The organism is Brevibacillus centrosporus (assembly GCF_003710815.1).
Lineage (GTDB): Bacteria > Bacillota > Bacilli > Brevibacillales > Brevibacillaceae > Brevibacillus > Brevibacillus centrosporus.
In genome coordinates, this window is the sequence record NZ_RHHP01000021.1 from 1 (window position 1) to 13,260 (window position 13,260).

Genomic DNA, 13,260 nt, shown 5'->3' on the forward strand with positions numbered 1-13,260 from the left:
ACTCTATAGGGTACATTTTACAGTTGGCCATTCCTTTTTCAACGTATAGGAGCGCATGACGAAGTGCCTTCGTCAATTAAATGACGGTTTCCAAAAACATTTTTAATTCTTCGGCTTCCTGCTCATTGAGATTGAAAGCAAACTCGAGATAGCCTTCTTCCTCCAGGTCGTCCTTGCCGATAATGGCAGAGCGGCCATTTTGAATGTTGATCACGAGCTTTTTGCCGTAAAAACGGTCTGTGGTGGTAATCGCCAAGTCAAAGCGAGTGGCCTCCGCCGTAAAGCTGACAAAGCGAGTCTTGGTATCTTCGGACTCGTCATACAGGTAAAACAAATCAGCCATGTGTTTCCCTCTACTTCCATAAGAGATTAGGTTTGTGTTCTACATTGTGCAAGGCACGGACGAAGCGGATCGTTTTGGTTTGGGCACGCATGACGAGTGAGTGAGTCTCGACCATGTCATCACCCAGATAGCGAACGCCTTGCAGCAGTTCCCCATCAGATACACCGGTTGCCGCAAAAATGGCATCCTCGCCTTTTACCATATCATTCAAAGTAAGCAGCTGCTCTGGATCGGCCAGCCCCATTTTGATGCAGCGTTCCCGTTCTGCATCGTTTTGCGGTTTGAGCTGTGCCTGCATGTCGCCACCCAGACATTTGATTGCCGCAGCGCTGATGACTCCCTCTGGTGCACCGCCGATGCCAAGAAACAGATCGATCCCGGTATGCGGCAAGCAAGCGGCGATGGCAGCCCCGACGTCTCCATCCCCAAAGAGCTTGACGCGGGCACCTTTGTCCCGGACAGCATCGATGATGTGCTGATGGCGCTCACGTTCCTGAACGATTACGGTCACGTCCGAAATCCGCTTGTTGTTTGCTTCAGCTACGACCTCAATCATTTTATCCACCGGATCAAAAAGGCTGATCTTGTCAGCCGCACGTTTTCCGACAGCCATTTTCAACATGTACATGTCTGGAGCGTGCAGCAGGGTACCCCGATCGCCGACAGCAATAACGGACATAGCGTTGTTATGGCCCTTGGCAACGATGGTGGTTCCCTCCAATGGATCGACAGCGATGTCTACTTCTGGCCCACCTGCGTCCGGATTTCCCAGCTTTTCTCCGATGTAGAGCATAGGGGCTTCGTCCAGCTCGCCTTCACCGATGACGACAGTTCCCCGCATGTTGATGGTGTCAAACATGGCGCGCATGGCGCTTGTTGCCGCTCCATCTGCCTCGTTCTTCTTTCCTCTTCCCATCCAGTGAGAGGAGGCGAGGGCAGCCATCTCCGTTACACGCACGATTTCCAGTGCTAGTTCGCGTTCCATTGTGTTGTGTTCCTCCCTTATGCCGGTAAAAATTCACCACACCATTGTAACATAAAGTACAAGCTGTCGCGTTCGCCCGTACAAATTTGGTATACTGTTGAAGGAAAAGAGGTGAAACCCGTGAACAATTCCTATTTGCAGGAAGGGGAATTGGTGCTTCTCGTCCTGGTGCTGACTTTTGTGTTTACGATATACTACGCAAAGCGCAAAGCAAAAAAGCGAAAGTAAGGAGAATTACTCATGTACGATGTGAATACGAAACGAATTGACCAAGTTTTAGCATATATGTCTTCGATGCTTGATTTGCTGGACAAGCTGAAGGAACGAGGAGCAGAAGCGGTTTTGGCGGACGAAGTGGCTGTAGCAGCGATGGAGCGGGCCCTGCACTTGTCCATCGAGGGAGTCGTTGACGTGGGAAATGCGTTGATTGACGGCTTTATCATGCGTGATCCAGGCAGCTATAGTGATATTGTAGAAATCTTGCGTGACGAGCAGGTCATTTCGCCAGAGCAGGCTAAGGTCCTGACGCAAGTGACCGAGTTCCGCAAGTATTTGGTCAATGAATATACAAACGTGCCTGCAGCAGAGATGTTTGCACTGGTTGCAGAGGCAAGTCCTGCGCTGCGTCAGTTTGATCCGGCTGTTCGTGCCTTTTTGGATAAAGAACTTTTTTAGAAAAATGGCATCAGCGGATTTTTTATACAAAACACTTTCATTAGTTTACTAAAGCGACCTGATCCGCTACAATAGGGAGAAAGGGCGGTGAATACGTATGACAAATGAAGGAACGTCCACCCGTGACCAAATTCTTCACATGCTCAAGGTAAAAGGCTCTTTGTCGGTTAGCGACATGGCGGTTGAGCTGGGAATTACGGAAATGGCAGTAAGACGCCATCTGAATACCCTCGAGAGGGACAACTTGATCAAGTCATCGCTTGTCCGTCAAGCGATGGGGCGTCCAACGAATGTATATTCCTTGTCGCAGGAGGCAGACGAACTGTTTCCGCGCAATTATTCTCATTTGACGTTAGACTTTTTGCAGGATCTGAAAGATATGGACGGCATCGGGAAAGTGGAAATGCTGTTTCGACGCCGGGAAAACCGTCTGGAGGAAAACTACCGCACTCATATGCAGGGAGACCTGGAGGAGCGCGTAGCGAAGCTTGCAGAGCTGCAGAACGACAAGGGCTACATGGTAGAGTGGGAAAAGGATGAGCAAGGACAGGGCTACCGGATTCAGGAGTTTAACTGTCCGATCTCGCAGGTTGCGCGTGAGTTCAATCAGGCCTGCAACTGTGAGCTTTCCTTGTTCCGGCGCGTGCTGAATGCCAACGTGGAGCAAACCTCCTGTATGGCAAAAGGCGGAGAGAAATGCGTGTTTGAAATCAAGGAAGGCCGCTGACGGTAAAATGGCCGATAGAAAATCCACTCCACGGCGAGTGGTTTTTTGTTTGAAAGAGAGGATGTAGAAAAAGGAGGCCGGGAAATCATGACAGCTTACAAAGGCTACTTGCTGGATCTGGACGGTACGATATTTCGAGGGAGAGAAGCCATCCCCGGTGCGGCAGCGTTTATTTCCTATCTGAAAGAGCAGGGCATTCCGTACCTGTATCTGACCAACAATTCTTCAGCGTCACCGGTCCATGTGGCGGAGCGGCTTTGCGGGATGGGGATTGAGGCAAAGCCTGAGGATGTTTATACCTCCAGCATGGCAGCCGCAACCTATTTACGGGAGCAGGCGCCTGCAGGTGCGAAGGTGTACATGATCGGGGAAGCCGGTCTGGAAGAGCAGCTGACAGAGGCAGGATTTATCCTGTCCGAAGAGGCACCGCAATATGTCGTAGTAGGGATTGATCGAGCCTTTACCTATGAAAAGCTGGCAATCGCGACTCGCGCGGTGCGCGCCGGTGCCGTTTTGCTTGCGACCAATGCGGATGCTGCTTTGCCAACGGACAAAGGGCTGTTCCCGGGAAACGGCTCACTCGTAGCGGCTGTATCGGTAGCATCCGCTACTGCACCGATCGTGATCGGAAAACCTCAGCCGATTATCGTGAAATACGCGTTGGAACGACTGGGCACCTGTGCCGAAGAAACATTGATCGTGGGGGACAACCTGTACACGGATATTGAAGCGGGAGAAAGCAGTGGGCTGGATAGCCTACTGGTACTCACGGGGTATTCGACGCGAGAGGAAGCAGACCGTCATCCCGCACGTCCCACCTATATCGCAAAAGACCTCGGCGAATGGCATAGAACGCTGATTCGCTAATCCTCTAATCATTCCTCCTGTTGCTTTTGGCGATGGGCGATCCGGCTGGAAGCAGCGGCAGCGATCGCCCCGACTAAATCATCCAAAAAAGTATGTACACCATTATTCTTATCGTTGAGATACGCCAGCTTACCGTGTTTCAGCTTGTCTACATAGCCAAAATTGGTAAAGCCGATGCTCCCGTACAGATTGACGATGGCAAGCGCCAGCACTTCATCCACGCCATACAGGGGCTCGTCCGTTTCGATAATCGATTGCAGCGGTGGAAGCAGCTTTTTTTGTTCGGCGAGCATATCCAGCTGAATTCCGGTTAGGAGGGCATTTTGCACCTCTCGCTTTTTCAAAACGGCTTTTACACTCTCGAGGCACATCTCCAGCGTCAGATTCGGGACGTAGTTGATCTGCAAAAAATGGACAATCTCTGCGATGTCATCCAGACTGACACCGCGTTTGGCCAACAAATCGATGACGACCTCCAGGCACGAGTTGCTATTCAGCGGATGATCACTCATACGTTTTCTCCTCCTCCTCCGTTAACCACGCGAATAGTATCTGCAAGGAAATAGGCACCTATCCCGATTCACCCACATACTATGCGCCATAAGGTTTTGCCGAAGTGATGCAAGGAGGGTGAAATCGTTGGAAGAAAAAGAGCTGCTGGAAGAAGAATACGGCTTTTCCCTGCAAGAAGCTCACGCCAAAGGCGCAAATACGGTGCTGAAAACGGATAAAGGCGTGTTTTACCTGTTTGAAGCACCTGCAGGCTACAAATACAAAAGCAAATTTATCGATCGCGTCCGCAAGCATTTGAACGAGCAGCAGCAGGACTTTGGCGTGCTCAAGCTGGTCAAGACAAAGGGCGGTCAAGGCCATATTGTCGCAGAAGATCAGCTGTACTACCTGTATCGGGGCGTACGGGAGCGGGCTCCAGAGGACATTTATTTTGCAAGCGGCGAGTCCCTGGCAAAATTTCATCTGGCTACCAGCACCTTTAAAGGTGACAAACTCTTTATTCCTTACAGCTCGCTAGGCAACTGGCCAAGCATGTGGAGAAGAAAGCTACGCCATTACAATGAATATCGCGATGAGCTAGACGAAGTGGATGGTGAGCTGACCTCCATGGATGAGCTCTTGTTGACGAGTTACACGTATGTGCACCAGCTCGGGGAAATCGCTGTTCAGTATCTACTCGCATCTGGCTACGATAAAGTGGTAAAAGAAACGGCTGCCTTTGGCAAAGTTGCCTACCAAAATTTTGATCAAGGGTATATGCTATGGAATGAGAAGGATGCGCGTCTGGTTGCCGGAGAGTGGAACTGGGTGCTCGACATGCGTGCTCGCGACATCGGTCAATGGATCAAAGCTGAAACGAAACGCAATGGATGGCAGGAAGACAAAATAGCCAGCTTCCTCGCAGGCTACAATCACGTTTCTCCCTTGCTGCCCGAAGAGTATGCGGTGATTTACGGACTCATGCTGTACCCGGGGAGATTTCTCAGATTGGTGGAGTCCTATCAGGAGCTTCCCTTTGAAGAGAAGGAGCAAGTAAACGGCGAACAGTGGCGATCGCAGCTGGAAGACGAGCTGGCGAGCATGGAAGAGGCACTCCGTCGGTATCCACATCTTGTCGCACAGCAGTATGGCGCGTCCATTCCACAAATTGATTGGTTGTGGAGGCCGGAAGATGAAGAAGCCCAAGGTGTTAGTGACGAGACAAGTAGCGAATGAAGCTGTTTCTTTGCTGGAAACCGCAGCGGATGTAGAGGTATGGAAGCAGGATGAGCCGATCCCGCGTGAGCTTTTTCTGGAAAAGGTCGAGAGCTCAGACGGGATTCTGGCCATGCTGACGGAGCGAATTGATGAGGAGCTGCTGGATCGGGCACAGCGTCTGCGCGTGGTGGCCAACATGGCAGTCGGCTATGACAACATCGACCTGGCTGCCTGCAAAAAGCGGGACATATGGGTGACAAACACACCGGATGTACTGACCGAAGCGACAGCGGATTTGGCGTTTGCTTTGATGATGGCGACCGGACGGAGGCTGATGGAAGCGAACCGTTTTCTTCTGAATGGGGAATGGAAGTCGTGGAGTCCGTCTCTTTTGGCTGGTCAAAATGTATATGGGGCGACTTTAGGGATCATTGGGATGGGCAGGATCGGGGAAGCCGTAGCTCGTCGGGCAAAAGGCTTTGGCATGCGCATCCTCTATTACAACCGGAGCCAAAAGCAGCAAGCAGAAGCAGAAACGGGCGCCGAGCTCGTCAGTCTGGAAGCGCTATTGCGCGAATCCGATTACGTCGTGCTGTTAACCCCTTTGACAGCGGAAACCCGTCTTCTGATGGGAGAAAAGCAATTTTCCTGGATGAAGCCTACGTCCGTATTCATCAATGTATCACGGGGTGGAACGGTGGATGAAACAGCCCTTTATCAGGCGTTGGTGAACAAGCAAATCTGGGCGGCAGGCCTGGATGTCTTCCAGCAGGAGCCGGTTCCTCTGGACCATCCGCTGCTCACTCTGCCCAATGTTGTCGCATTGCCGCATATCGGCAGTGCCACGGAGCAAACCCGCGCCGAAATGGCGAGGCTGGCAGCAGCGAATATCGTAGCCGTACTGGGTGGCCAAAGGCCGTTGACGCCGTTATGAGCACCATTCTTTATGTCGTAGCAGGACTTGTGCTGTTTGGAATCATCGGGATGGTAGCTGTGGCCTTCTACGTGACATGGAGGCTGACACATCCCGCACGAGGGCCGCTCGATATGCTGCCAGAGGACTTTGGCATTCAGGAAACGCAAGCGATTACCTTTCCCAGCAGGGAAACCGCCATCAATCTGGCAGGATGGTATTTTTCCGCGGAACGCAATGGGTATAAGTCGCGAAGCCGTACGCTGATTTTTGCCCATGGATACAGCCAAAACCGTCAGGAGCCGCATCTACCCGCGCTGTCTCTGGCAGCTAAGCTTCTGGCAGAGGGCTATGATGTCCTGATGTTTGATTTTCGCAATGCGGGCGAATCCAGTCCGTCTCTGACAACGATTGGGCTGCGGGAGCAAAAGGACTTGCTTGGAGCGATCGATTATGCGCGTGCGCGGTGCCCTAAGCATACTTTGGGAATCATCGGGTTTTCCATGGGGGCAGCGACTGCGCTTTTAGCAGGGGGAGCTGACGAGCGTATTTCGGTGATCGTTGCAGACTCGCCATTTTACTCGCTGCGAGAGTATTTGCAGGAAAATTTGCCGCAATGGACGGGCCTGCCTCGCTATCCCTTCAACTGGCTGATTCTGACCATTTGCCCGATCCTCTTGGGGGCAAACCCGCGGGAAGTCAAACCGTATAGGGCAGTGAAACAGGCGAAGAAGCCCATCTTTTTTATTCATGGGACGGGAGATTCCACTGTGCCCGCCGTCAATAGTGAAAAGCTTCGTGAGCTTGCGGTCCATCCCAAGTCTTCCCTCTGGCTCGTGCCGCGAGCAGGGCATGTGCGCAGCTACGCGATGGCCTCGGAGGAATACGCCAGTCGGGTGATCGGGTTTCTGGAGGATGCCATGAAGCCATGAAGAAGAGAAAGCCATGAAAAAAGCAGCTACGCCATTTCTTCCGTAGCTGCTTTCATGTCGGTACTCTGATTAGAATACTTGTTGTACTTCCTTGATGCCTGGAATTTCTTCTACCAGAGCACGCTCGATACCTGCTTTCAGGGTGATCGTAGACGAAGGGCAGCTACCGCATGCACCCATCAGACGCAGCTTCACAATACCGTCTTCTACATCAACGAGCTGTACGTCACCACCGTCGCGTTGCAGGTAAGGACGCAGTTTATCGAGAACTTCTTGCACTTGATCTAACAATTCCATCGTGTATCACTCCTTTCAGGCCTTCTTCTTTATTATAAACGCCAAGCGATGAGAAATCCATGGCTTACGTGCCCTGTTGACACTTTCCATCAGAAGGTGCAAGCGATGTGTAGCTTGCATGGACTTTTTGTATAAGCTGCATGTTATAATGAAACCGCAAGTACTTCAACATAAGGAGTAAGATTTACGTGAATGTATATGGCAACATTAAGGAATTGATTGGGAACACGCCCATCGTAGAAATTACACAGTTTGATCTTCCAGAGAAAGTCCGCTTGTTTGCCAAGCTGGAATACTTTAATCCAGGTGGCAGCGTCAAAGACCGATTGGGCATGGAGCTGATCCGCGCCGCAGAGGAAAACGGTCAGTTGAAGCCAGGTGGCACGATTATTGAACCAACGGCAGGGAATACAGGGATCGGTGTCGCATTGGCCGCTGTAGGAACAGGTTATAAAGTTATTTTTTGCGTACCTGCCAAGTTTTCCGAGGAAAAGCAGGAATTGATGCGTGCGCTCGGAGCGGAAGTCGTGAACACACCGACAGAGCAAGGAATCAAAGGGGCAATTGCCAAAGCACAAGAGCTTGCTGCATCCATCCCAGGTGCGTTTGTCCCTCAGCAGTTCGCCAACCCGGCAAACCCGGAAGCCCATTACAAGACGACAGGTCCGGAAATTTGGAAACAAATGGACGGGAATGTGAATATCTTCGTAGCGGGTGCTGGCTCTGGTGGTACATTCATGGGAGTTGCTCGCTATCTGAAGGAACAAGATTCCTCCATCAAAACGGTCATTGTCGAGCCAGAAGGTTCCATTCTGAATGGCGGAGAATCAGGACCGCATAAAACAGAAGGGATTGGCATGGAGTTCTTGCCTCCATTTATGGACACAAGCTATTTCGACGCCATCCATACCATCCTGGATGTCGAAGCTTTCGATCTGGTAAAGGAATTGGCAGCCAAAGAAGGAATGCTTGTAGGAAGCTCGGCTGGAGCAGCCATGGCAGCAGCATTGCGTGAAGCCAAGGAAGCGGCGCCAGGAACAAACATCGTCGTTCTGTTTGCAGACAGCAGTGAGCGTTATCTCAGCAAACAAATTTATCAGGGGGGTATCTAACATGCGTATCAAAACAAGATTGATCCACGGTGGTATTGAGGGAGATCCGGCAACAGGGGCCGTATCCGTTCCGATTTATCAAGTCAGCACCTATAAGCAGGAAGCCATCGGCAAACACAAAGGATACGAATACTCCCGTACAGGCAACCCAACTCGTCACGCGCTGGAAACGTACATCGCTGAGCTCGAGGGCGGCGCACGCGGTTTTGCATTTGGCTCGGGTATGGCAGCGTTGTCTACGATTCTATCCTTGTTCAATAAAGGGGATCATTTGGTTGTAGGTGACGATGTATACGGCGGTACGTATCGCGTCATTACTCGTGTATTTTCCCGTCTCGGACTAGAAGCCACGTATGTCGATACAAACGACCTCCAGGCTGTGGAGGCTGCCGTACGCCCCGAAACGAAGGCTATTATTATGGAAACTCCGACTAATCCGCTCTTAAAAGTTAATGATATTAGCGCGCTGTCCAGCATTGCCAAAGCAAAAGGATTGCTGCTGGTTGTTGATAATACCTTCATGACGCCATACTGGCAAAACCCGCTCGATCTGGGCGCAGACATCGTGTTCCACAGCGCAACGAAATACCTCGGTGGACATAGTGACGTGGTGGCAGGACTTGTGGTAGCGAAAGATGCGCAGCTTGGCGAAGATCTGCATTTCGTACAAAACGCTATTGGTGGCGTACTGGGTCCACAAGACTCGTGGCTGCTTCTGCGTGGGATGAAAACACTGGGCGTTCGTATGGAGGAGCATGAGCAAAATGCGCGTACGCTCGCCAAATGGCTGGCAGAACGCAGCGACATCGAACGTGTACTCTACCCTGGGCTTTCCAGCCATCCTGGTCATGAGCTCATTCAAAAACAGGCTCGTGGCTTCGGCGGTATGATTTCATTTGACGTAGGCAGTGCTGAACGTGCTGATCAAGTATTATCCAAAGTGAAGCTCTACACACTGGCAGAATCCTTGGGTGCAGTCGAGAGTCTGATCAGCGTGCCTGCAAGAATGACCCATGCTTCCATTCCAGTAGAGCGTCGTGCTGAGCTGGGCATAACCGAGGGCTTGATCCGTATTTCTGTCGGCATTGAGGATGTAGAAGACCTGATCGAGGATCTGGAACAAGCACTCTCTTAATTGCTGTAGAGCGTGCGTTGAGGGAGGCCGTGAGCATGAGTGTAGAAATCAAAGTGTTTGGGACGGAGCAATTGTGCGCGAGCTGCGTTAACCTTCCGTCCGCCAAAGAAACAGCTGACTGGTTGCAAGCAGCGCTCTCCCGTAAATATGGAGGCGAAAGCATTCGCATCACATATAGCGACTTTCAACAGCCTCAGACAGAGGATGACAATATCTGGGCAGGGCGGATTATTGAGGAAGATTTATGGTATCCGCTTGTCGTAATTTCCGGGGAAATTGTCGGGGAAGGCAATCCGAAGCTGAAGGACATTCATGCCAAGCTGGAAAGCATGGGCCTCAAGCCTTTGGCAACGGCAACGGAAAGCGAAGCCTAAGAAAAGATCAGAAGAGACGGTCTCAAGGGATACCTTGGACCGTCTTTTTGTTTTACCGTCGGAACGTGTACACGAGATTGGTCCCTTTGGGTGCATACACTTGGCAGATTTCATGAGAGGGCTTCTTACCAGTTCGTCATTTGTTCGTTTCTGTTTTGTAACGCTAAGTGGCCCGTTTCGTCCTATAGTTGTGAATGTAGCCACGATATAGAGGAGGAAGTTGAAATGAACAAAAAATGGATGAAGCCCGTTACATTCTTGCTGCTTGCTGGAGTGATTGGATGCTCTGGACTGGCAGCTTCTCATACAAAAATCGCGCATGCGGAAGCGAAAATAGGGGAGCCTTTCGCAGCAGCAGCAGAATTGCAGCTGGGTAAGAACGTATATGTCCTCGACCAACAGACAGCAGACGTAACAGGCGACCAGGCAGCAGATACAGTGTTTCTGGTAGGAACAAAAGAAAAACAGGACGATATCTACGCTTCCGCGATGACGCTGGTGGTTCAGGATGGGAAAACCAAAGCTTACAGCAAGGCCGATTTGGGCGATCTGGGAGGATACGAAGGGGAGCTGACACTCGTTGATTTCACAGGAGATCATGCAGCGGATGCTTTTGTTAAAACAGCGACAGGCGGTAGCGGAGGCATCTACAATCACGTTGTCGCCACGTTTGCGGGCAAGACCTCGCAGGTGCTCTTTGGAGAGGCGGAAAACGAAGGCATCCGTTATGAAGGGAAGTTCGTAGACGGCTTCAAGATCGAAGGTACCGGGACGCACCTGGACAAACCTCTTACTTTTGATGTCAGCGCCAATAAAGCGCTGTACACAGCAGCCAAGCTGTATGATCAAGCAGGCAAGCTCGTTGTGAAAGCAGACGAGGACCTGTCCGTCTATTCCTACCCGTTCAGCTCGCTTGCTCCTGTCGACATGGATGGGAATGGGACGTATGAGCTGGTAGGCGAGCAGCGTGTTGTCGGGATGAACAATGCAGATACGGTATCAAACATCCATTCCGTCTGGGGCCTCGGTAGCGATGGCAAATGGAATCCATGGGAAGTAGAGTATTCCACCTTCCTGATCAAGCATCCTGGTGAAGCGATTCAGACGTTTACCGGGCTATTCGTGTTGTCCAACACGAGAGTACAGCTAACAAATTTCACTTTGTGCGCTAAAGCTGGCCCCGCGCTTGCGGAAAGCGCCCAGCGCTATTACCAAAATCCCTTCCCTTCTTTTGAATATCAAACCCAATTATGGGCATTTTAAGACGAGAAAAAAGGGGGATTGAAACAATGTTAATCAGCAAAATTCTGCCCATTCTATTAAGTCTAAGTATCCTTCAACCCGTTGCCCCGAATCCAAAAGATCCATTAGACGTTGATTCCAATAAACCACTGGGCAATATTTCCACAATTGAATTATCAGAAACACAATTTAAAAATACATATAAGAAGGATATTTTACTTCCCCAATATGTTCCTTTTACCCCAACTCATACAGGTGGGCATTTTAATAAACTTTTACAGGAGTTAAGTATTGATTACCTAAACGAAAAAACAAATGAGCTTCTATCCATTTCTATTTATGTTCAAAACGGTGGCGATATAAAAATCCAACCGGAAATTGTCACCTTAGTCGACGGTACAAAAGCTGAATACCTTCATGCTGACAATTACATTGCTGATTTTATACGTTTCAAGAAAAATGGCTTAACCTATCTAGTGGGAATTTCCAAAAATGACAAGAAAGAAAAACGAGACGATCTACTTAAAGTCGCAAATTCCCTTCAATAACCAAACCCCGAATTTGCTTTAAATACGCCAAAAAGGAAAAGGCCCTCAATCGAGAGCCTTTCCTTTTTAATATTAGTATCGAATGAACCCAGAACCCACGCATCCTGTTTGTCCTGCGCCACCGCAGTTTGCTTTTAAAAAGTAATTACCTGTATATGGTGCCGTAAATAAAGCCCAGGCCCCACCGTTACCTGACCCAGCAGTTTTATTCGAAATTAACTTACTACTTCCGTCAAAGTAATAAACCCCGAATCCAACACCATGAATACTTCCATCGTTTAGCCATTCATAGTAAACGCTATCTCCTTTAGAGATCCATACAAAATCTCCTGTTACACTATGCTCATTTGGAAGCATGTAAAGATACTCCTCTGCTGCAAAAGCAGCTTGTACAGGGACAATTGCCAACATTAACGCAAGCGTCATAAGCACAAAATGGTTTTTTGGATTTTTAAACAATTTTCTCACCATAACCCCTCTGTTTTCCTTTATATACCAAATCTAGTACTATATTAACAGGATCCTCTACTTTTATATATAGAATATTATGACTCCTTTTGTCGAATGCTAGATTTATCAATTTTGCGGCCTGCAGCACAACCACAGGGCGACGTCCACTAAAAATGAAAAAGCCCTCCAAAATGGAGGGCCTGACAAACGGATCACAGCAGGGCGGCGTATCCTGATCTCTTTTAACCTGCCGAATGACAGGCGCGTGGGGAACCTTTCCCACCTCAGCGATCCCACTATTAGCTTACTATTTTCAACGCGTTTTCATTCCGAATCAAAACGACAGTAGGAACTATCTATCATGGATAGTTTAACACAATTTGCGTAATGAACGCAATATGGAGAGAAATGCACTGAATAGTGACTTTTACGAAATACAGAAAAAAGACCTATAAATAAGGCTTTATCCTACCTGACTGAAGGCGTTTTTCAATTTTAGCTTCAGCATTCTTCAAATCGTAGAATGAGGACACGTAGAAGTAACCATCGGGGTCAAGATTAATCGAAAGCAATATGGTATCGTTGATTTTTTTATACAATTCGATCCCTGGCTCCTTCGGATTCTGGCCAACGTAGTCAGGGTTTTCAACGATGTCAGGAACGTACTGATGGTACGCTTCAAAAATACCTGGATGCCTCTTTTGGACGTGTTTTTTCAAACCTGGATACATCCAGATTTCACGGGGGATTCCAGATTCGGGAAACACGGTCTTCCCAAGGGTACGGTTGATTTTAGCAATATCCAACATTCCGACGATTTGGCGTTGAGTTGCATCGGGATTTACGGTGTATAAGCTCATTTCGGTTCCTCCTCTCTTGCAGCAGCTGTCACTTATAGAATAGGCATGTCCGTTCCAATCGTGGCTGTGCTCTATGTTTTTTCGATCCTA

The 13,260-nt window shown here is 49.5% G+C and carries 18 protein-coding genes; 12 read left to right on the forward strand and 6 right to left on the reverse strand.

All coding sequences use genetic code 11. The features are described from left to right. Positions 1 to 76 precede the first annotated feature (76 nt). Positions 77 to 343 carry a DUF3055 domain-containing protein gene (locus tag EDM55_RS17460; protein WP_092273018.1) on the reverse strand — a complete coding sequence of 89 codons (267 nt, stop codon included), beginning with the start codon at positions 341 to 343 and terminating at the stop codon, positions 77 to 79. A 10-nt stretch (positions 344 to 353) separates the two neighbouring features. After that, positions 354 to 1,328, reverse strand: coding sequence for a class II fructose-bisphosphatase (gene glpX / locus EDM55_RS17465; protein ID WP_122960909.1), 975 nt, complete (start codon positions 1,326 to 1,328; stop codon positions 354 to 356). Positions 1,329 to 1,448: 120 nt separating this feature from the next. Between glpX and EDM55_RS17470 the strand changes: the two genes are divergently transcribed. From EDM55_RS17470 to nucF, 4 genes are all read left to right on the forward strand, one after another. Continuing rightward, on the forward strand, positions 1,449 to 1,556 hold the full coding sequence (locus EDM55_RS17470; protein WP_049741614.1) for a hypothetical protein: 108 nt from the start codon (positions 1,449 to 1,451) through the stop codon (positions 1,554 to 1,556). Positions 1,557 to 1,568: 12 nt separating this feature from the next. Beyond that, a complete protein-coding gene (locus EDM55_RS17475) occupies positions 1,569 to 2,003 on the forward strand; it encodes a DUF86 domain-containing protein (RefSeq protein WP_122960910.1) in 435 nt (144 codons plus the stop codon). 97 nt (positions 2,004 to 2,100) lie between these two features. Then, positions 2,101 to 2,730, forward strand: a complete 630-nt coding sequence (locus tag EDM55_RS17480) for a helix-turn-helix transcriptional regulator (RefSeq protein WP_092273010.1) — start codon at positions 2,101 to 2,103, stop codon at positions 2,728 to 2,730. Between the two features lie 87 nt (positions 2,731 to 2,817). After that, positions 2,818 to 3,597, forward strand: coding sequence for a 5' nucleotidase NucF (nucF, locus tag EDM55_RS17485; RefSeq protein ID WP_122960911.1), 780 nt, complete (start codon positions 2,818 to 2,820; stop codon positions 3,595 to 3,597). A gap of 8 nt (positions 3,598 to 3,605) precedes the next feature. On the opposite strand, the gene EDM55_RS17490 is transcribed toward nucF, so the two are convergent. Next, entirely contained in the window at positions 3,606 to 4,109 is a 504-nt protein-coding gene (locus tag EDM55_RS17490) for a phosphatidylglycerophosphatase A family protein (protein ID WP_122960912.1), read from the reverse strand. A gap of 118 nt (positions 4,110 to 4,227) precedes the next feature. On the opposite strand from EDM55_RS17490, the gene EDM55_RS17495 reads away from it, so the two are divergent. Genes EDM55_RS17495 through EDM55_RS17505 form a run of 3 tightly spaced genes read left to right on the forward strand, consistent with a single transcriptional unit; the run spans position 4,228 to position 7,152 of the window. Further along, positions 4,228 to 5,325 carry a YutH/CotS family kinase-like spore coat protein gene (locus tag EDM55_RS17495; protein WP_373863338.1) on the forward strand — a complete coding sequence of 366 codons (1,098 nt, stop codon included), beginning with the start codon at positions 4,228 to 4,230 and terminating at the stop codon, positions 5,323 to 5,325. Then, the gene (locus tag EDM55_RS17500) at positions 5,282 to 6,241 is read left to right on the forward strand and encodes a 2-hydroxyacid dehydrogenase (protein WP_092272998.1); all 960 of its coding nucleotides are present in this window, start codon (positions 5,282 to 5,284) and stop codon (positions 6,239 to 6,241) included. Before EDM55_RS17495 ends, EDM55_RS17500 begins: the two co-directional genes overlap by 44 nt. After that, positions 6,238 to 7,152 carry an alpha/beta hydrolase gene (locus tag EDM55_RS17505; protein ID WP_122960914.1) on the forward strand — a complete coding sequence of 305 codons (915 nt, stop codon included), beginning with the start codon at positions 6,238 to 6,240 and terminating at the stop codon, positions 7,150 to 7,152. The genes EDM55_RS17500 and EDM55_RS17505 overlap by 4 nt, the downstream gene beginning before the upstream one ends. A gap of 69 nt (positions 7,153 to 7,221) precedes the next feature. Here EDM55_RS17505 and EDM55_RS17510 read toward each other — a convergent pair whose 3' ends face one another. Continuing rightward, on the reverse strand, positions 7,222 to 7,449 hold the full coding sequence (locus tag EDM55_RS17510) for a NifU family protein (protein WP_092272992.1): 228 nt from the start codon (positions 7,447 to 7,449) through the stop codon (positions 7,222 to 7,224). A gap of 188 nt (positions 7,450 to 7,637) precedes the next feature. On the opposite strand from EDM55_RS17510, the gene cysK reads away from it, so the two are divergent. The 5 genes from cysK to EDM55_RS17535 all read left to right on the forward strand — a co-directional run bounded on the left by cysK (position 7,638) and on the right by EDM55_RS17535 (position 11,860). Then, positions 7,638 to 8,561 (forward strand): cysteine synthase A, encoded by a 924-nt coding sequence (cysK, locus tag EDM55_RS17515; protein ID WP_122960915.1) that lies wholly within the window; start codon positions 7,638 to 7,640, stop codon positions 8,559 to 8,561. A 1-nt stretch (position 8,562) separates the two neighbouring features. After that, the gene (locus EDM55_RS17520; protein WP_092272986.1) at positions 8,563 to 9,696 is read left to right on the forward strand and encodes a bifunctional cystathionine gamma-lyase/homocysteine desulfhydrase; all 1,134 of its coding nucleotides are present in this window, start codon (positions 8,563 to 8,565) and stop codon (positions 9,694 to 9,696) included. A gap of 35 nt (positions 9,697 to 9,731) precedes the next feature. After that, positions 9,732 to 10,070, forward strand: coding sequence for a YuzD family protein (locus tag EDM55_RS17525; RefSeq protein WP_122960916.1), 339 nt, complete (start codon positions 9,732 to 9,734; stop codon positions 10,068 to 10,070). Between the two features lie 225 nt (positions 10,071 to 10,295). Beyond that, complete coding sequence (locus EDM55_RS17530; RefSeq protein WP_246071028.1) at positions 10,296 to 11,333, forward strand: YybI family spore inner coat protein; 1,038 nt, start codon at positions 10,296 to 10,298, stop codon at positions 11,331 to 11,333. Positions 11,334 to 11,359: 26 nt separating this feature from the next. Beyond that, complete coding sequence (locus EDM55_RS17535; protein ID WP_092272980.1) at positions 11,360 to 11,860, forward strand: hypothetical protein; 501 nt, start codon at positions 11,360 to 11,362, stop codon at positions 11,858 to 11,860. A gap of 72 nt (positions 11,861 to 11,932) precedes the next feature. On the opposite strand, the gene EDM55_RS17540 is transcribed toward EDM55_RS17535, so the two are convergent. Both EDM55_RS17540 and EDM55_RS17545 read right to left on the reverse strand, forming a co-directional pair. Next, on the reverse strand, positions 11,933 to 12,331 hold the full coding sequence (locus tag EDM55_RS17540; RefSeq protein ID WP_092272977.1) for a hypothetical protein: 399 nt from the start codon (positions 12,329 to 12,331) through the stop codon (positions 11,933 to 11,935). A gap of 428 nt (positions 12,332 to 12,759) precedes the next feature. Then, the gene (locus EDM55_RS17545) at positions 12,760 to 13,170 is read right to left on the reverse strand and encodes a PBECR3 domain-containing polyvalent protein (protein ID WP_092272974.1); all 411 of its coding nucleotides are present in this window, start codon (positions 13,168 to 13,170) and stop codon (positions 12,760 to 12,762) included. Between the last annotated feature and the right edge of the window lie 90 nt (positions 13,171 to 13,260).